The organism is Pseudoxanthomonas sp. CF125, assembly GCF_900104085.1.
GTDB lineage: Bacteria > Pseudomonadota > Gammaproteobacteria > Xanthomonadales > Xanthomonadaceae > Pseudoxanthomonas_A.
Window position 1 is genome coordinate 366,038 of sequence record NZ_FNLD01000002.1, and the last position, 19,309, is coordinate 385,346.

General features: G+C 61.8%; 15 protein-coding genes. 7 read left to right on the top strand and 8 right to left on the bottom strand.

The window, feature by feature from the left end:
* The first annotated feature begins 36 nt into the window (after positions 1-36).
* On the top strand, positions 37-789 hold the full coding sequence (locus BLR66_RS11100) for an AAA family ATPase (RefSeq protein WP_093285974.1): 753 nt from the start codon (positions 37-39) through the stop codon (positions 787-789).
* A 3-nt stretch (positions 790-792) separates the two neighbouring features.
* On the opposite strand, the gene BLR66_RS11105 is transcribed toward BLR66_RS11100, so the two are convergent.
* Complete coding sequence (locus BLR66_RS11105; protein ID WP_093285977.1) at positions 793-987, bottom strand: hypothetical protein; 195 nt, start codon at positions 985-987, stop codon at positions 793-795.
* Between the two features lie 211 nt (positions 988-1,198).
* Here BLR66_RS11105 and BLR66_RS11110 point away from each other — a divergent pair, with 211 nt between their 5' ends.
* Positions 1,199-3,526, top strand: a complete 2,328-nt coding sequence (locus tag BLR66_RS11110) for a glycogen debranching protein (protein WP_218119632.1) — start codon at positions 1,199-1,201, stop codon at positions 3,524-3,526.
* Positions 3,527-3,665: 139 nt separating this feature from the next.
* Here BLR66_RS11110 and BLR66_RS11115 read toward each other — a convergent pair whose 3' ends face one another.
* From BLR66_RS11115 to BLR66_RS11145, 7 genes are all read right to left on the bottom strand, one after another.
* The gene (locus BLR66_RS11115; RefSeq protein WP_093285981.1) at positions 3,666-5,036 is read right to left on the bottom strand and encodes a leucyl aminopeptidase family protein; all 1,371 of its coding nucleotides are present in this window, start codon (positions 5,034-5,036) and stop codon (positions 3,666-3,668) included.
* Positions 5,033-5,755 carry an HAD family hydrolase gene (locus tag BLR66_RS11120; protein ID WP_093285986.1) on the bottom strand — a complete coding sequence of 241 codons (723 nt, stop codon included), beginning with the start codon at positions 5,753-5,755 and terminating at the stop codon, positions 5,033-5,035. The genes BLR66_RS11115 and BLR66_RS11120 overlap by 4 nt, the downstream gene beginning before the upstream one ends.
* 256 nt (positions 5,756-6,011) lie before the next feature.
* Positions 6,012-7,064, bottom strand: a complete 1,053-nt coding sequence (locus BLR66_RS11125; RefSeq protein ID WP_255402586.1) for an AI-2E family transporter — start codon at positions 7,062-7,064, stop codon at positions 6,012-6,014.
* Between the two features lie 212 nt (positions 7,065-7,276).
* Positions 7,277-7,735 carry a hypothetical protein gene (locus BLR66_RS11130; protein WP_093285993.1) on the bottom strand — a complete coding sequence of 153 codons (459 nt, stop codon included), beginning with the start codon at positions 7,733-7,735 and terminating at the stop codon, positions 7,277-7,279.
* Positions 7,732-8,211, bottom strand: a complete 480-nt coding sequence (locus tag BLR66_RS11135) for a hypothetical protein (RefSeq protein ID WP_093285996.1) — start codon at positions 8,209-8,211, stop codon at positions 7,732-7,734. The genes BLR66_RS11130 and BLR66_RS11135 overlap by 4 nt, the downstream gene beginning before the upstream one ends.
* Positions 8,212-8,223: 12 nt before the next feature.
* Complete coding sequence (locus BLR66_RS11140) at positions 8,224-8,595, bottom strand: hypothetical protein (protein ID WP_093285999.1); 372 nt, start codon at positions 8,593-8,595, stop codon at positions 8,224-8,226.
* Positions 8,596-8,711: 116 nt separating this feature from the next.
* On the bottom strand, positions 8,712-10,154 hold the full coding sequence (locus tag BLR66_RS11145) for a Do family serine endopeptidase (RefSeq protein WP_093286004.1): 1,443 nt from the start codon (positions 10,152-10,154) through the stop codon (positions 8,712-8,714).
* Between the two features lie 558 nt (positions 10,155-10,712).
* On the opposite strand from BLR66_RS11145, the gene BLR66_RS11150 reads away from it, so the two are divergent.
* The 5 genes from BLR66_RS11150 to BLR66_RS11170 all read left to right on the top strand — a co-directional run bounded on the left by BLR66_RS11150 (position 10,713) and on the right by BLR66_RS11170 (position 19,259).
* Positions 10,713-12,869 carry an adenosylcobalamin-dependent ribonucleoside-diphosphate reductase gene (locus BLR66_RS11150; protein ID WP_093286008.1) on the top strand — a complete coding sequence of 719 codons (2,157 nt, stop codon included), beginning with the start codon at positions 10,713-10,715 and terminating at the stop codon, positions 12,867-12,869.
* 262 nt (positions 12,870-13,131) lie between these two features.
* Complete coding sequence (locus BLR66_RS11155) at positions 13,132-13,647, top strand: hypothetical protein (protein ID WP_093286013.1); 516 nt, start codon at positions 13,132-13,134, stop codon at positions 13,645-13,647.
* 137 nt (positions 13,648-13,784) lie between these two features.
* Positions 13,785-14,633, top strand: a complete 849-nt coding sequence (locus tag BLR66_RS11160) for a TSCPD domain-containing protein (RefSeq protein WP_093286017.1) — start codon at positions 13,785-13,787, stop codon at positions 14,631-14,633.
* Positions 14,634-15,177: 544 nt separating this feature from the next.
* Positions 15,178-17,742, top strand: a complete 2,565-nt coding sequence (locus BLR66_RS11165) for an AAA family ATPase (protein WP_093286022.1) — start codon at positions 15,178-15,180, stop codon at positions 17,740-17,742.
* Between the two features lie 347 nt (positions 17,743-18,089).
* The gene (locus BLR66_RS11170) at positions 18,090-19,259 is read left to right on the top strand and encodes an alpha/beta fold hydrolase (RefSeq protein ID WP_176943844.1); all 1,170 of its coding nucleotides are present in this window, start codon (positions 18,090-18,092) and stop codon (positions 19,257-19,259) included.
* Positions 19,260-19,309 lie beyond the last annotated feature (50 nt).

Genomic DNA, 19,309 nt, shown 5'->3' on the forward strand with positions numbered 1-19,309 from the left:
GGGGTAGGCTGACGGCCGGGCAATCAGGGCCAAGCCATGCGCGCTATCGACGCCGAACACTATCTGCTGGACGTAAAGCTGAAACGCAGCAAGGTTCCCGACTTCAACCAGTACCCGTTCTCGCTGCCGGTGGTGCATCACCTGCATACCCTGGAACTGCATCCGAAGGTCACCTTCATCGTGGGCGAGAACGGCAGCGGCAAGTCCACGCTGCTGGAGGCCATCGCCATCGCCTGGGGTTTCAATCCCGAAGGCGGCACCAGGAACTTCAACTTCCAGACCCGTGCCTCGCATTCGGTACTGCACGAGTACCTGACGTTGGGCAAGAGTGTGCGCCGGGCCAAGGATGGGTTTTTCCTTCGCGCCGAGAGTTTCTTCAATCTCGCCACCGAGATCGAGCGCCTGGACCAGGGCCCCGGCGGGCCGCCGATCATCGATTCCTACGGTGGAACTTCGCTGCATCAGCAATCCCACGGCGAGTCGTTCTTCGCGCTGATGGTGAACCGTTTCGGAGGCAACGGCTTCTACGTGCTGGACGAACCCGAAGCCGCACTTTCTCCGCAGCGCCAGCTGGCGATGATCGCGCGGATGCATCAACTGGTGCAGTCGCGTTCGCAATTCGTCATCGCCACGCATTCGCCGATCCTGATGGCCTACCCGGACGCCTGCATCTACCAGATCAGGGAAGACGGCCTGCATCAGGTGGAGTACGAGCAGACCGAGCACTACCTGGTGACCAAGGCGTTCCTGGACAACCCGGCGCGGCAACTCGATCGATTGATGAGCTGACGGTCACTTTGCGTCCACGGAGGCCTGCAAAGCGACCGCAAGCGCCGCGTCCCCGGAAACCAGGTCGGTCCATTTCAGTTCTATTCCTTTTCGCTTGCCTTTTTCGGTGAGCTTCAGACCGGAAGCATCCACCAGCAGGGTGTAGGAACGGTCGCCGATTTCCAGCGCTCTGCGCAGAGGTTTGTCCAGCGGGGTCATGGCGGACTCCTTCAAGTGGGGTCGGCATGCTACCGCTGCCCAGTCGTAGTGCCGGTGAAAGTCGGATGCGCCGTGCATGCGGCCGAAGCATGGCAATGAATACGAATGCATCGGCTTCCACGGTCACATTGTGCGGCTGCACCACGGCCCACAATGCATCGGCGCGCTGGCGAACCGCCGCGCGTTATCGGCTACCTGGGAGGGTGCTGCGATGCGTAACGCAATGCGTCTGTTCGGCGGTGTGGGTGCGTGCCTGCTGTTTTCGTTCGTGCTGTCGCTTGCACCGGCTCCTGCCGCGCAAGCGGCGATCAACGCGCAGAACCTGGGTGCGAAGTACGACGGTACCCAGAGCAACATCATTTTCCGGGTCTATTCCTCGCGCGCCACGCGCATCGAGGTCTTCCTCTACAAGACTCCGTCCGGCGCGCAGGAAGTGGTGCGCTACGTCCTGACCAAGGACGCTGCCAACGTCTGGTCGAAGACCGCCTCGGTAGCGACGCTGCAGAACACTTACGGCATCACCGGCACGGTCTATTACGGCTACCGCGCCTGGGGACCGAACTGGCCCTACAACGCCAGCTGGACCAAGGGCAGCGGCACCGGCTTCATCACCGATATCGACGCCAATGGCAACCGTTTCAATCCGAACAAGCTGCTGATCGACCCGTACGCGGTCGAGATCAGCCAGGACCCCAACACTCCCACCTGCACCGACGGCACGATCTACGCCAGCGGCGCCGCCCATCGCAACAAGGACAGCGGCGCATGCGCCAGCAAGGGCATCGTGCTGGCGCCCATCACCACCTCCAACGGCACCAAGCCAACGCGCGCGCTGAAGGACGAAGTGGTCTATGAAGTGCATGTGCGCGGACTGACCAAGGACGACACCGCCATGTCGGCTTCGTTGCGCGGCACCTATGCCGGCGCTGCGCTCAAGGCATCGGCGCTGGCCAACCTGGGCGTCACCGCGGTCGAGTTCCTGCCGGTGCAGGAAACCCAGAACGACACCAACGATGTCGATCCTCTATCCACTACGGGAGACAACTACTGGGGTTACATGACGCTCAACTACTTCGCGCCGGACCGCCGCTATTCGTCTGACAAGACGCCGGGCGGCCCCACGCGCGAGTGGAAGGCGATGGTGAAGGCCTTCCACGACGCTGGCATCAAGGTCTACATCGACGTGGTCTACAACCACACCGGCGAAGGCGGGGCCTGGGGCGGCAGCGATGGCCTCACCGTGTACAACCTGCAGTCCTGGCGCGGCCTGGACAATCCGACCTACTACTCGCTCACCAACGACCTGCAGTATTCGTGGGACAACACCGGCGTCGGCGGCAACTACAACACGCGCAATACCATCGCGCAGAACCTCATCATCGATTCGCTGGCCTACTGGCGCGACACGCTCGGTGTGGACGGCTTCCGCTTCGATCTGGCCTCGGTGCTGGGCAACACCTGCCAGCACGGCTGCTTCAACTTCGACAAGATGGATGCGGGCAATGCGCTCAACCGCATCGTGGCCGAGCTGCCGCCGCGGCCGGCCGCGGGCGGCACCGGCCTGGATCTGATCGCCGAGCCGTGGGCGATCGGCGGCAACTCCTACCAGGTCGGCGGCTTCCCGACCGGCTGGGCCGAATGGAACGGCATCTACCGCGATTCGCTGCGCAAGAAGCAGAACCAGATGGGCGTGGAAGCGGTGACGCCGGCGGAACTGGCCAACCGCTTCGCCGGTTCGTCGGACCTGTACGGCGACGATGGCCGCAAGCCCTGGCATTCGGTCAACTTCATGGTCGCGCACGACGGCTTCACCTTGAGCGATCTGTACGCCTACAACAGCAAGCAGAACAACCAGCCCTGGCCCTACGGCCCGTCCGATGGCGGCGACGACAACAACCACAGCTGGGACCAGGGTGGCGTGGTGGTCGACCAGCGCAAGGCCGCGCGCACCGGTCTGGCGTTCCTGATGCTGAGCGCCGGCGTGCCGATGATCACCGGCGGCGACGAGGCGCTGCGCACGCAGTTCGGCAACAACAACGTGTACAACCTGGATTCGTCGGCCAACTGGCTGTTCTGGACCCGCAATACGGTCGAGGCCAATCACGAGACCTATACCAAACGCCTGATCGCCTTCCGCAAGGCGCACCCGGCGCTGCGCCCGGCCAATTTCTATTCGGGCGTGGACAACAACGGCAACGTGATGGAGCAGCTGCGCTGGTTCAAGCCCGACGGTGCGCAGGCCGATACGGCCTACTTCACCAATGCCAACAATCACGCCATCGCCTGGCGCATCGACGGCAGCGAGTTCGGCGATTCGGCCAGTGCCATCTACGTGGCCTACAACGGCTGGTCGGGTAACGTGAACTTCACCCTGCCGTGGCCCGGCACCGGCAAGCAGTGGTACCGCGTTACCGACACCGCCACCTGGAACGAAGGCGCGAACACGGTCGTCGTGCCGGGTTCCGAGGCGTTGATCGGTGGCGAGAACACGGTGTACGGGCTGCAGGGGCGTTCGGTGCTGTTGCTGATTGCCAAGTAGGTGGGCGCGGAGCGAAGCAAGATCTTTCGCCTGCTTCGTAGAGCCGAGCTTGCTCGGCTGCTCTCGCGGGGAATCAAAAGCAGCCGAGCAAGCTCGGCTCTACAAAGATAGGCGATTTGGGATGGAGATTACCCTGGGGTCACGCGGGATAGCGTGCCTTCAACATCTCAAACGCAGCCCGCAACGCCATAGCCTCACCACCCGCAGGACGCCCCGCGCGATCACTATCATTCCACGCATACACATCCAGATGCGCCCACTTCTGCTGCGCAGGTACGAAGCGCTCCAGATACAACGCAGCGGTAACCGCGCCGGCCATGCGCGAACCCGCGTTGGCCATGTCGGCTATGCCACTGTTGAGATAGCGCAGGTAAGGACGCCACAACGGCATGCGCCACAGCGGATCGCGCGTGCGTTCGCCCGCCGCGATCCAGTCGTTGGCCAAAGCATCGTCGTTGGCGAACAAAGCCGGCAGATCCGGCCCCAACGCAATGCGCGCCGCGCCGGTGAGGGTGGCGAAGTCCAACACGATGTCCGGTTGCTGCTCGCTCGCGTAAGTCAGCGCGTCGCACAGGATCACCCGGCCCTCGGCATCGGTGTTGTCGATCTCCACACTCAAGCCCTGACGCGTGGCGATCACTTCGCCGGGACGGAACGCATCCGGGCCGATCGCGTTTTCCACCGCCGGCACCAGCACCGTCAACCGCACCGGCAGCTTGCGCGCCATGATCAGTTCGGCCAGCGCCAACGCATGCGCCGCCCCGCCCATGTCCTTCTTCATATTGCGCATGCCGTCGGCCGGCTTGATATCTAGCCCGCCGGTATCGAAGCACACGCCCTTGCCGACCAATGCCACGTGCGGCAGACCGCTGTCGCCCCAGCGCAGCGCGATCAAACGCGGCGCCCGATGCGAAGCGCGGCCGACTGCGTGGATGGCCGGGAAATTCCGCGCCAGCAACTCATCGCCAGCGATGACTTCCAACTGCGCGCCATGGGTCGCAGCGAGTTCGCGCGCGACTTCTTCCAACTGTTCCGGCCCCATGTGCTCGGTGGGCGTGTTGACCAAGTCGCGCACACGCACGCACGCGGCCAGCAGATCCAGCGCTTCGGCATCGGCATCCTGCAGCAGCAGGCGCGCCGGCTGGCGTGCGGGTTTCTTGTAACGGTCGAAGCGGTAGCTGCCCAGGCCCCAGCCCAGCTGCAAAGCCGCGCGCGCATCGGCTTCCAGCGTCGAAGCCAGCCGCCAGTCGCCTGCCGGCAGGCCCAGCGGCGCATGCGCGTAGGAATAGGGATCCAGCGGATCGCCAATGCCGATCGCGGCGGCGGCGATACCGGTTTCGCCCGGTAGTAGCAGCAACGCGCCCGGTGCGGCGGAAAACTGCTGCGCGTCCACCCAGGCCTGCAAGGCGGGCGACAAGCCATCGCGCCAGCTGCCGAATTGCTCGCGTGACAGCACGTGCAGCGGCAGTGCGGAAGAAGAAGTGTCGGTGAATCCGTTCGGCAGGCTCATGCGGCGGCGTGCTCCGTAGCGTGGTGGTGCGTTGCATCCAGCCAGTCGGCCAGTGCGGTGAGGTCGGTGAATTCCAGATCGGGGCGCAGGGTGGGGTGGGTCCACGCCAGCGCCTCGCGGTTGATCCAGCAGCTGCGCAAACCTGCCTGCGCGGCGCCGATCACGTCCATCTCGATATGGTCGCCCACGTGCAGCACTTCGCCATGCGGCACGCCCAGGCGCTGGCAGGCGGCGTGGAAGATGCTGGCTTCGGGCTTGGCCGCGCCGTGTTCGCGGGCGCCCAGCTGGAAGGCGAAATGCCGCGACAGGCCGATGCGTTCAAGATCGGCGTTGCCGTTGGTTACCGCCGCGACCGGCACGCGCGCGGCGATGCGCTCCAACGCGGCCAGACTGTCGGCGTAGCATTCCACCTGGTTGCGCGCGGCGTAGAAGATTTCGTAGGCAGGCTCCAGCAGCGCGGCGTCGGCGCCGCTTTCCTGCAACGCGCGCCGCAGGGTGATCCTGCGCAGTTCGCTGAGGTCGTGGATCAGCTGCGGGTGCTCGGCGAAAACCTGCTCGCGCAGCGCGCGCATGGCCTCGATGGGAAAGCGGGCGGCGGTGGGCGGGCTGTGTTCCAGCATCCACGCATGCAGCACCTGCTCGATCCGTGCGCCGATCGGGGCGAAGGGCCACAGGGTGTCGTCGAGATCCAGGGTGATGGCGCGGACTGGGAAATTCACCCTCGCATTCTAACGGTGCAGGGAGTTTGGGGCACGAAGCGGGAGATGCCAAAGAATGGGATGCCCCGCTGTTGCCTCCCCCTTTGAAAAAGGGGGATCGAGGGGGATTTGCTCTTGCTTTGCTTCTTTGGCCAAGAAAGCAGGAGCAAGATCAGGATCAAGAGCAAATCCCCCGTAGCCCCCTTTGCCAAAGGGGGCAAAGCTAGAGCAGGGGCAAAGCTAGAGCTGGAGCTGGGCCCCGATCAGGGCCCGCCGGTCACTCCAACAACCGCGCCCAGCCTTCCATGCCTTCCACCCGCGCCAGCATCAGCTTGACGCACACCAGCAACGGCACCGCCAGCAGCAGGCCGACGATGCCCCACAGCCAGCCGAACAGCATCAGCGCCAGGATCAGCACCAGCGGCGACAGCGCCATGCGCCGGCCCAGCACGATGGGGGTGACGATCTGGCCTTCCAGCGTGTGCAGCCCCAGGTAGACCAGTACCGGCAACACCGACAGCCACGGTTCCTTGTAGGTCACGAAACCCACCAGCAGCATCACGCCCATGCCGATCAACGCGCCCACGTACGGGGCGAAATTCAGCAGCGCCACCATCGTGCCCCACAGCAGGGCTTCCTGCAGCGGAATATCCAGCGCATACAGAATGCCCGCGTAGACCAGCCCCACCACCGCGTTGATCACGGTGATGGTCAGTACATAGCGCGACAGTTCGCGTTCGATGGAATGCATCAGGTCCACGGTGAACTTCTGCTTCTGCCGGCCGGGCAGCAACGCGATCGCATTGCGCTGCAGGTTTTCGCCGTAGACCAGGAAGAAGAACGTCAGCAGCACCACCGCCAGCACCGAGGCCAGCATGCGCGGGGTGGCGGTGAGCACTTTGTAGGGGTCGTCCACCTGGGTGCGCACCACTTGCACTTTCTTGGCGCTCTCGCCGCCGGCGGCGCGGGCGATGTTCTCGGCGGCGCGGTTGGCGTCCTGCATGGGTTTGGCCAGCTCGCGCAGCCGGGGGGTCAGTTCGCGCAGTTCCCGCGGCACATCGCGGAACCAGTCGCCGGCCGGCACGATCAGCTGGCTGCCCAGCGCGCCCGCACCGGCGATGCCGCCCACCACCACCACCAGGGCGGCGACGAAGCGCGGCACCCACAGCCGCTTCAGCACACGGATGATGGGGTTGGCCACCAGCGCGAAGAACATGCTCAGCAAGATGGGCAGCAACAGGTCCTGCGCCGCCCACAGGGTGTAGCCGATCGCCAGCGTGGCCAGTATCTGCAGCGCGGCGGAGGCGCGCGGGCGGCGTGGCGGCGGCACTGCTTGGCCGCTGTGGTCAACCGCTTGCGGATCGCTGGGGGAAAGGCTCAAAGGACACGCTCGCGCAAGATGAGGAGACGACGAAAGGGAATGATCGGTGGGAGCGCCGTCCCGGCGCGAGCTTTTGGCTGGAAGGAACGCATGGATCGGTGACTCAAGAGCTCGCGCCGGGACGGCGCTCCCACCAGGGCGCTCCCACACTGGGGGAGGTTTCAGCGTTCGGAGATTTCGGTGGCCGCCTCGGCCGGTCGCGGTTCGGTGCGGAAAACTTCGTCCGGGGTGCCGGTCTGCCGAGCCGACGGCCGCACGTACTCGAACTGCTGCTGCGCCGGGTCCGCGGTGTCTTCCGCCGCCCCATCGGCGACCACGCCTTCAGCCGTGTCGGCCGCACCTTGCGCCGTCTCCGCCGCCACCGTCGCCTGCACCGAAGCGAACAGCCCCGACACCGCGCCGATCATCTGCAGCAGCCGCGGCCCGCTCAGCGCGCGCAGCGGTTCGGCGCGGCCGGAGATGAAACCGCTGACCAGCCCGGCGGCGACGATGCGCGCCGGGGTCCAGCCTTCGCGCCAGTTGAGTTTCAGGGCGGCCCACTGCTCGCGCGTGCGTTCGCCGCGGCTCTCCACCCGGCGCTCGGCGATGTTCACCCGCCGCTGCAGCTGCTTGTAGTTCATGGCGGCGTCCCGGGCTTGTCGTCTTCCTCTTCCTCGCCTTCGTCGCCGATACCCAGGCGCGCCAGCTGACGGCGCGTGGCGTGCAGGCCGGCGCATTCGAAGTAATGGATGGTGCGCCACACGGCGATGGCGGTGACCGCGCTGCTCAGCACCGCGGCGAAGGACAGCGACTGCAGCCACGACCAGCCCAGCCGCTGCAACACCGCGATCAACGCGCCCACCACCAGCAACCAGGCCGAAGCGCCGAACACGATACCCACCGCCACCCACGCCAGCGCACGGCCCATCGCACTGCGCGCCAGCGCCAGGTCGGCCGAGATCAGGCGGCGCAGCGCGCGCCCGGTGTCCTTGGCCGAGGCCAGAGTCGCCTTGCCGGCAGCGCCGATGCGCCGCACGCTTTCATCCAGGTGCGGCGGCTTGACGTCGGCCTGGGGCTCGTCGCCTGCCGACGCGCCGGGCAGCTCGTTGTCGCTCATGCGGTGTGCGGCTTACTTGTCGCCGCCGCCGCTGCGCGCCAATTTGGCGATGATCCAGCCGGCGGCGAAAGCCACGCCGAAGGAAGCCAGCGGACGTTCGCGGATCAGGTCGGCGGCGCTGTCGATCAGGTCGCGGCCCTTGTCCATCAGATGGTCCACCTGTTCCATCGCAGCGGCGCCGCCCGATTCGGCGGCGGCCAATCCGGACAGCGCGCTGTCGGCCAGTTCGGCCTTCACGTTGGCCTTGCCCAGTTTCAATTCATCGCCCGCCGAACCTGCGGCGCCCTTGATGGCTTCGCTGGCGGCGGCGGCGGCGGATTTGAGATGCGAACCGGCTTCGCCCAGGTTGCTCTTCAATGCATCGGTCGCGGTGGGGTTGTTCATGGTTTTCTCCTGGTGTGGAAGACGGGCGCGTTCAAGCCATTGGCCCGGTTGGGGAGATACATCTATAACAGGCCGCCATTAACAAGTCGTCATCGCGGCGTCGCATCAAATGTGAGTTATTGCACCAGTAGGTTGCCGCGTGCGTTGCCGCGCATGATCTGCAGCACCAGTTGTGGTGGTTTGCGGGCGAAGCTGGCCTGGAAACCGGCCAGATCGGTGAACTCGCCAGTAGTCGCGCCCAAGACCACATCGTCGGGCTGCAACTGGTTCTGCGCGGCGCGGCTGCCGCGTGCCACGTCTTTGACCAGCACGCCACTTAGCCCAGCGCTGCGCAGGGCCTCGGGTAGGTCGGCGAATGAGGCGCCGGTCAGGCGTGGGTCCAGCGACGCGCCGGCTACTGCTCCGGGCTGCGCCTTGAGCGCGGCGCGCAGGGTCAGCGGTTTGCCGTCGCGGCGCAGTTCCAACGCTATCGCGTTGCCGACCGGCTGCAGGCCTTCGTAGTTGTGCAGCGCCTCGGCGCTGTCGATGCGCTGGCCGTTGGCGGCCACCACCACGTCGCCCGCCTTCAGGCCGGCCGCCGCCGCGCCGGAACCGGCGTAGATGCGGGTGATCAGCGCGCCGCGGGTTTCGCTGATGCCCAGACCCTTGGCCAGGTCGGCGGTCAGCGTCTGCGATTCCAGGCCCAGAGTGCCGCGGATCACCACGCCGTTGTTCTTCAGCAGCTGATTCACCACATCGCGCGCCAGGTTGGAGGGGATGGCCAGGCCCAGGCCGATGTTGCCGGCCATGCTGCCCTGCGGGTTGAGGCTGGCGGTGTTGATGCCCACCAGCTGGCCCTGCAGGTTGACCAGCGCGCCACCGGAATTGCCCGGGTTGATCGAAGCGTCGGTCTGGATGAAGTTCTGCAACCCCAGCCCGCGGATGCCGCTGCGTCCCACCGCCGAGACGATGCCCGAAGTCACCGTCTGGCTCAGCCCGAACGGATTGCCGATGGCCACTACGAAATCGCCCACGTTCAGCGCACCACTGTCGGCCAGCGGCACCGCGGTCAGGTTATCGGCGCGGATCTGGATCAGGGCCACGTCGGTGTCGGCGTCCGAACCCCGGAATTCGGCCTTCAGCGTGCGCCCGTCGGCCAGGGTCACCGACACGTCGTCGGCGTTTTCGATCACGTGGTGGTTGGTCAGCACATAGCCGTTCACCGCATCGATGATCACGCCCGAACCCAGCGACTCGTTGATGCGTTCCTGCGGAATGTTGGGGAACATGCGGCGGAAGAACGGATCGTTGGCGAACGGGTTGCGTACCCGCACCACCTGTTTGGTGTTCACGCTGACCACCGCCGGCATCACCTTCTGCAGCATCGGCGCCAGCGAAGGCAGCGGCTGGCCGTTGACCGCCGCCGGCAGCGAGCCGATCGCCGGAACCAGGGCAGGGGCGTGGGCGGGGGCCGGCGCGGCCTGGGCAGGCTGTTCCAGCAAAGCGTTCAGGCCGGTGGCGGCGAATCCGCCGAAGGCGGCAGCGGCGGCAAGGGCGATCAGGGTGGGGAGCGGGCGCATGGTCGGAGGGTCGCGGGAAAGGTGGGAGGGGGGGGGCGGCTGGCCGGCCGCCAGAGGCGGGCAGGCGCCTATATGAACGAGTGTGATCAACGCGCCCTAAACCGGCAATGAAGTCGGCCGGCGGGTCTTTCGGGCGTTCCCCAAAACTGAACAGGGGTGTCATTAAAAATCATTACGGAATAGCCTTTTTGCCGTTGACAGGCCGGCCGGGCGGGCGTAGCTTGCAGCCTTCGCTTTAGCCACTAGATATAGCGGTCAGATGCGAAACGGACCCAAGCAGTAGGGTTTTTGCTTGGAAATAGGGCGCTGGAGGGGAAGCGCATGGCATTGACGGCGACGCTGGTTTTACGGGACCGCACGCACAATTTGCAGTCCACCGCTGCGTCTGACGCGCCGCGGTGCGAACCGACGTCCCGGCCAATCCGGTCCGTAACTAACCTGCAGCAACCACGCACCGGCCGGCACGACCGTCCGGGCGCATAAGAACGAGTTCCACAACAGTTTTAGACACCAACGTTTCAGACACCATCGTTTTAGAACAGGGAGAACAACAGAATCATGAGCACGGTGCGCCTCGAGGCGGTTAAAACAGAAGAAGCTGCAGGGTCCCTGGTCCCGATGCAGCCGGCCTCGCAAGACATCTGGGACAAGAAGTACCGGTTGAAGACCAAGCAGGGCGAGGCGATCGACGCCGACATCGACGGCACCTACCAGCGCGTGGCCCGCGCCCTGTCCGACGCCGAACCCACCGCCGAGAAGCGCGCCTACTGGTACGAGCGCTTCCTCTGGGCGCTGCGCCGCGGGGCCATTCCCGCCGGCCGCATCACTTCCAACGCCGGCGCGCTGGAGCACAAGCCCGCCACCTCCACCATCAACTGCACCGTGTCCGGCACCATCGAGGACTCGATGGACGGCATCCTGGACAAGGTCCACGAAGCCGGCCTGACCCTCAAGGCCGGCTGCGGCATCGGCTATGAATTCAGCACCCTGCGTCCGCGCGGCGCGTTCGTCGCCGGCGCCGGCGCGTACACCTCCGGCCCGATGTCCTTCATGGATATCTACGACAAGATGTGCTTCACCGTGTCCTCGGCCGGCGGCCGCCGCGGTGCGCAGATGGGCACCTTCGACGTGTCCCACCCGGACGTGAAGGACTTCATCCGCGCCAAGCGCGAAGACGGGCGCCTGCGCCAGTTCAACCTGTCCCTGTTGATCACCGACGGCTTCATGGATGCGGTGGCCAAGGACGCCGACTGGCCGCTGGTGTTCCCGGTCAACGCCAAGGAACAGGGCGAGATCAACATCGACGACGAGTCCGAGGTGATCTGGCGCGAGTGGCCCACCCACAAGAACTACGTCAGCCGCGACGACGGCCTGGTGGCCTGCAAGATCTACGGCCACATCCGCGCGCGTCACCTGTGGGACATGATCATGGTCTCCACATACGACTACGCCGAGCCGGGCTTCATCCTCATCGACCGCGTCAACGAGATGAACAACAACTGGTGGTGCGAAAACATCCGCGCCACCAACCCCTGCGGCGAGCAGCCGCTGCCGCCCTACGGCGCCTGCCTGCTGGGTTCGGTCAACCTGACCACTTTCGTGCGCAAGCCCTTCACCGACCAGGCGAGCTTCGACTGGGAGGAATACAAGGAAGTGGTGCGCGTGTTCACCCGCATGCTGGACAACGTGGTGGAAGTGAACGGCCTGCCGCTGGAGCAGCAGCGCGCCGAGATCCTGCGCAAGCGCCGCCACGGCATGGGCTTCCTGGGCCTGGGTTCCACCCTGACCATGCTGCAGATGAAGTACGGCAGCCCCGAGTCCTGCGAGTTCACCGAATCCATCGCCCGCGACATGGCCGTGGCCGGCTGGGAAATGGGTCTGGCGCTGGCCAAGGAGAAAGGCGCCGCGCCGATCATGGAGGAACTCTTCGACGTCACCGCCGCCATGCTGCGCCAGCGCCCGGAAATGTCCAAGGACGGCTGGCGCATCGGCCAGCAGATTCCCGGCAAGGTGCTGCACGCCAAATACAGCCGCTACATGCAGCGCATCGCCACGGTCTCGCCCGAGCTGGTGGACGAGCTGGCCGAAATCGGCAGCCGCTTCACCCACCACAGCTCCATCGCGCCCACCGGCACCATTTCGCTGAGCCTGGCCAATAACGCTTCCAACGGCATCGAGCCTTCGTTCGCCCATCACTACAGCCGCAACGTGATCCGCGAAGGCAAGAAGTCCAAGGAAAAGGTCGACGTGTTCTCCTACGAGCTGCTGGCCTACCGCCACCTGGTCAACCCGGCGGCCATGCCCTTCGCCGAAGACGCCGCCGGCAAGCTGCCCGACTATTTCATCAGCGCCGACGACATCAACCCCAAGGAGCACGTGGACGTGCAGGCCGCGGCGCAGAAGTGGGTGGACAGCTCCATCTCCAAGACCGCCAACGTGCCCACCGACTACCCGTACGAGCAGTTCAAGGACATCTACCGCTACGCCCACCAGCAGGGCCTGAAGGGGTGCACCACCTTCCGCTTCAACCCGGCCGCCTTCCAGGGCGTGCTGGTCAAGGAAGCGGACCTGGAAAACACCACCTACCGCTTCGAGCTGGAAGACGGCAGCGTGATCGAGGTCAAGGGCAACGAGCAGATCGAATACGACGGCGAAATGCACACCGCCGCCAACCTGTTCGACGCCCTGAAAGAAGGCTATTACGGCAAGTTCTAGAAACAACCAAGCGAAGAACCCTTCCCCCGTTCACGGGGGAAGGTGCCCGAAGGGCGGATGGGGGCAGACGCTCGCGCAGACCTCAAAGCAAGCAACCACACCGAACGATGCGCCACCCCCCATCCCAACCCCGTATCAAGTACGGGGCAGGCTCTTCCCCCGTAAACGGAGGAAGGGGCAGCCCACCCACCACTCCCACCCTCACACCAACCGGTATAGCATCAGCTCTGTACCAAACCCACGGCCCCAGGAGGGCATCTACATGAGCAACGGAAACGGTGTGGTGGCGACCCTCACGGGCGCTGCAGAAAGCGTGAAAGAAACCGCAAGCAACATCGGCAGCTCAATCGCATCGACCGCCAGCGGCGCAGTCGCCTCGGTCAAGAAGTCGGCGAAGAAAGCGCGCAAGGCCGCCACCAAGCGCGTCACCGCCGCCAAGAAGGCCGTCGCCAAGCGCACCGACAAGGCCAGCAAGGCGGTGAAGAAGACCGTGGCCAAGGCCAAGAAGAAGCTCGCTTCGGCCAGCGCCTCGGCCAAGGCCGAAGCCGTCGCGTTGAAGAAGAAGGTAGGCAAGAAGACCGCCACCAAGAAGACCGCGAAGAAGGCAGCCAAGAAAGTCGCCAAGAAGTCCGTAGCCAAGAAGGCGCCGGCCAAGAAGACGGCGAAGAAAGCCGTCAAGAAAGCCGCGCCAAGGAAAGCCGCAAAGAAAGTAGCCAAAAAGGCAGCCCCCAAGAAGGCCGCCAAGAAGGCAGTGAAGAAAGCCGCAAAGAAAAAGTAATCCACTGAAAGAACCCCTCTCCCGCCTGCGGGAGAGGGGCAGGGGTGAGGGCCGCCCTTAGCGCTGACCCAACCCCGCCGAGCCCCAACCGAACCACCTACCAAGCCACACAACACAAGCAATCAGGAACCCGCTCCATGGCCGTCAAGATCGACAAGAAAATCAAGGGTTACACCGTCCTCACCCCGGAAGACCGTGCGCGCGAAAACGCTGCCGTCATCCAGGCCGAGTCGGTGTCCCGCGCCAAGGCCGAGGCCGAACTGCCGGTGGCCGACATCATCCACATGCACGAGCGCATCGAGCGCCCGGAAGTGCTGATCGGCAGCACCTACAAGATCAAGTCGCCGTTGGTGGAGCACGCCATGTACGTGACCATCAACGACATCGTGTTGAATTCGGGCACCGAGCACGAGCTGCGCCGCCCGTTCGAGATCTTCGTCAATTCCAAGTCCATGGAGCATTTCCAGTGGATCGTGGCGCTGACGCGCATCATGTCGGCGGTGTTCCGCAAGGGCGGCGACGTGACCTTCCTGGTGGACGAGATGAAGGCGGTGTTCGATCCGCGCGGCGGTTATTTCAAGGCCGGCGGCGTGTACATGCCTTCGCTGGTCGCCGAACTGGGCGCCATCGTGGAAGAGCATCTGAAGTCCATCGGCATGATCCACGACCCGGAAATGAGCGCACACCAGCGCGCCATCCTGGCCGAGAAGCGCGCGCAGTACGAAAACCGCGCAAAAAAAAACTCTGACGTAAGCAACACCCCAAACCCTTCCCCCGCTTCTGCGGGGGAAGGTGCCCGTAGGGCGGATGGGGGCGCTCTTAGCGCCCTGAACGAACCCGCCTCCCACGAAGACATCTCCGTCACCGGCGACGGCACCAGCTTCCCGCCCAGCGCCACCCTTTGCCACAAGTGCAACACGAAGGCGCTGGTCATCATGGATGGGTGCGCTACGTGTTTGAACTGTGGGTATTCGAAGTGCGGGTGAGTTAGCAATAGACTCAATACGAAAGCTTAGGTGCAGCCTTTTTTTATTCGTTTGCAGAGACTGGATCGCCCCCAAGAATCGGACAAGTAGGCTTACCGCGGGGACATCTTGTGTCGGGATATTCGTACAATCGCCACAACTTCAGTTGGACCCGCACAGAATTGGTGTGGACATATTGCCGCTGCGTAACGTTGGAGCTTGCTCTAAAAGAGGAGCTCTCATTGCTCACTAGCAGTAACAACGGTGGACACGATTTGCCAACGCTCCTCGCGAGCTTTGCCAACGGGACTCTATCGCCGAGTCCACTGAGATCTCAGATCATCACCCTAAGCACACATTTAGCCGCTGACTTGGGCGCGCTTTGGTCGCAGGGGAAGGATGGGCAAGCGACCAAGGTCAGGGCCAATTGCTACCCTTACATTCGCTACTTACGTCATCAGAGTGATGGATGGACCCCCCAGCATTCAAGCGACGCTGATCTACAAAAGCTAGCAGCGACAGTGGATCAACTCTTCATTGCGCTAAGGAGTGCGGGAATTACCCTATGAACACAATCTCTGAGTTTATTGCACATATACGGAAGAACCTGACACAGGTTGATCTGAAGTACGTGCATCCCGTGATGTACATAGTCGTAATGGATCCTGCCCTAGCCAAGCTGGATGTCGATGCCGCTGAGGAAGAGTTGGCGTCTCGACTCGGTTTGTCAGCAGAGGAGTTGGCCTCGATAGTGGCTAGCTTTGGACTTTCGCTGGTGTTTGCAGCGGAACAAGGCAAGGAGAACTCCGCGTACGCTTTTTTGTATCGCGGAACCTCGCTGGGGAATTGGCTTCCCTTGTTCGATAAGGGCCTAAGGGACGAATGGGTAAACTCTATATCCAGCAGTGCGTCGGCAACCTCGCAAACTCGCGCACTCCACTTCTACGGATTCAAAGGTGGTCAAGCGCGCAGCACAGTTCTGCTAATGCTCGCAAAGGACCTGGTGATGTCAGGCTACCGGGTGCTCGCAGTTGATGTCGACATAGAAGCGCCGTCTCTTTCGTCGCTTCTAAATGCAAGAACGTCGTCGGTGCGCTCAAGCCTTGTTGGGTTAATTCGAGGCGACTATCCTGAACCAGTTGGCGTCTCGGTTTCCCAGAACGGCGGGAAGCTGGATCTTCTGCCTGCGGCACCCTCTGTAGAAAGCTTCGAGATGGACTACGCGGCGTTTCTACTTCAGGTAACGGGCGATCCTTCACTGCTGCAATCATCGATTGAACGTCTCAGGAAGTGGACGGCCTCGCAGTCTTACGATTTCGTTCTATTTGATCATAGAACTGGCCTTTCTACCTCGGTGCTGCCCGTTATCTCGGCTTGGCCTGGGTCGGTGGTCATTGCGACCCGACCCGACTCTGCCGCGCTGAATCTTGAGCACGTGGTGTCAACACTGCTAGCCGCATACCCGGAGTACCCGGGACTCTTCGTCAACTTCTCATTGGACCCAGAGGCCAAGGTCGGTCGATACAACGAGCAGGAGGAATCTCTACGCGCGCTGTTGTTGACGGTGTTGGCAGATGCCATAGAAAGAGGACAAGACGTTGCAAACGGCATTGATCTCAATGCGGATGATCTCGCCGCGTATTTTGTGTCGTGGTATCACGACCGCGCTTTTCTTTCTGTAGATGTTCCAGAAGTCGCGCGTATTAGCAAGGATAATCAAGAGTCCTTGCGACTGATCCGTGAGCTACTAGGAATATCTCCTGTGATTCACAACCTTGATCAGCGTGCCGTCCCAGCAGTGGTCGATGGGGCTGTAATTTCTCCTAGTGGCGCCCTTGATGAGGGTCTTTTCGTCGAGACTCAAGGAGCCGCAAGAGTACTTCAGCCGAACTTGCCCTCATTCTACGTATTCGGCCGAAAGGGAACGGGAAAGACCCGTCTTTTCAGAGAGTTGTGCAGTAGGGGATTGGGGTTTCCGCTCCATTCCGCGTCAGATCTTGCCCGAGGTTTGCAGTCCCAGTCCGCTACTGCAAAATCTCTGCTTTCGAGGGTAAACGGTGATTTCGAAACGTTCTGGTGGACACTGCTTTACTCTGCAATTTCTGCAGGTGGTGAGAAGGAGTACCTGCAAGATCTCAAGCGTCGTCTTGACCAAGATGTTTACATCGGCGCGGACTCAGGCGCAGTTGCACAGTTACTGAAGTCGAGAGGCGGGTATTTCACATTTTTGATTGATGGTGTTGAAACTGCAGTTGAATCTGCGAAGACCGGCGCGCTAGTTGAGGCGCTTTTCCGTTTTCTTAGCACTTTGCAGAACGACCCGGACTTCTCGTCAAAGGTTCGTTTCCGTCTTTTCATCCGTTCTGATCTGCCCATAGGGATACAGAATGTAGAGCAGCAAGTTCACGCCAGAAGGGTGGACCTTAGGTGGGACGAAGCATCTATTTTTCATTACGTTCTTGCGGAGATATCTCGAAGTGATTGGTTTCGTAGCAAATTCACGGTTACTTGTGAAAGGATTGAAAAGAGGCGAGCGTCGATTCAGTCTGTCTCGCTATCGGCGTTGGAGTATGAAGAGCTTCTACTAGAAGTCTTTCCTCAAAAGCTTAGACGCAACAACCTGCTAACGATGACTTTCTTTCGTACATACTTCTCGGACGCTGCAGGCGAGGGCGACAGTAGATCTTCATTTTATCCTCGCGTCTTCGGTAGCTTCCTAACTAAACTTGCGGAAATTGGTTCTGACGAGCCGGGGCGTGCTTTGGATACCGATGGCAAGGTTTCTCATCTTGCAGTACTTGAGGCCTTTACCTTTGCCGCAAAGGACTTCATCAACGAGGTTAAGCAGGAGCTCAATTTCGCATTAGCATTGAGTCCAGACTTAGATGAGAACCGAAAGCTTGTGAATGCCTTGACACAAGGGTTTTCGGGATTGACTACTCCTTTTGTTCTCGACCAATGCGTGGAAAGTCTTGGTGTTCGTCTCCCAGAGATGAATAAGGGCGCCCTGCGCGAGTCCCTTCGCCGAATGAAGGATATGGGCATCTTCGAAGATCATCCGTCTGACTCTAATAAGTGGAGGGCAGGCCGACTGTTCAAGGAGGGGCTCGGAATGAAGTACTTCAGGTAACGCGCATAACGCGTAACGCAGGTTAATCGGAGCCGCGGTTGCACTGATTCCGTTCGTGGCGGGTCGAGACCCGCTATGGCGATGGCATATTGAAAGAACTAAAGGGGACGGAGGTAATTAAGTCATCTAATTACCTCCGTCCCCTTTAGTTGGCTTATGTGAACTATTTACGTTGCTTCGCTGGCATTACGAATGCTCTCATGTAAGCAGATTTGAGGGGCACCAGCCTTCGGTTATGTCCGTATGTCGGTGGTGAGACCAACACACCTGCGCGTCGATAGAAGCTCATACGTGCAGCCGGGTCGGCGTCTAAGCATTTAGATATTCGCGATAGTGGGGCTATGGCAATGTCTCGTTTAGTTATCTATCTGATTCATGGAACCTGGCCTTTCGGTCCGTTCGGGCGCGAGAAGGCGGATAGCCCGCCAGCCTGGTTTCGCCCCAACTCCGATTTCTCAAGCGACATCACTCAAGGCGTAGAAGACAACTGTGACGTGCGCTGCTTCGAGTGGAGCGGGAGAAACAACTTCGGTGCAAGAAGTTTGGCCGCCATTAGTCTCGCAGTACGGCTAAGGAACGACTTCGACGACGATGATCCTGAGTGCCGTTATGTACTTATAGCGCATAGTCACGGCGGCACGGTTGCTGCCAATGCAATCGCGATGCTTTCGGAAGATGCGTCATGCGAGCGTAAGGGTCCGGAAGACTCAATTATCCCAAAGATACATTGCCTCATATGCATGGGCACACCATTTGCATTCTGGACAATCGCGGGTATCACTCAGCAGAAAGTATTCTTGTCTTCCACAACGACCCTATTCGTTGCTCTCCTTGCGGTCGCAGCCTTGCAATTGTTTCCAGGCTTTTCCCAAGAGTGGCCCTTACTATTCATTGCTGGGTTCATGGCCTTGGGATTCGTCTTGTTCATCGTGCGCCTATTACTCGGTGTCATCAAACGTTCAACACCGGACGACTATCCACAGTCCAAGGAATTTCCGCCTCACATACCTATTTTTGCGATACGCGCACCTCAGGATGAGGCTTCGATGGTTATCGGCTTCTCTCAAGCGTTGCAGAGCATCACTCGCGAGTACTTCAAGCTGGCTGAGCCCGCGCTCTTTGCTACGAGTAGCACTTATCTGATTGCAGCGGCCATCGTCGCCGGTATTCCCTTACTTGTACTTGGCCAGATTCTAGGGCAGTTTGCCGTCCGGGGTCCCGACAATCCATCGCTCGTCTACGGGATGGGCTTCATCCTATCAGGCGCTATAGCGGCACTGCTTTATCTGTCCTGCCACTGCTTAATGGCGCTTTCAGTTGGCTATTGGAAGATCAGGCTGTGGAGACGTCGCGCTATCGAAGTTGATGCAACCCCACCGGGGATATGGACTAGTGTGAAGGTCTTGGATCTGAACCCACTGAATGAGGGACTACGACATAGTCTGCACAAACTTCCAGAGGTTCGGGAGGAAATTCGAAGGGGGCTGCACAACTATCTGCGACCCGCAGGCCCGTGAAGACAGCATGAGAAAACGCGTGTAAGGCTGGTCGAAAACGGTCAGAGTGC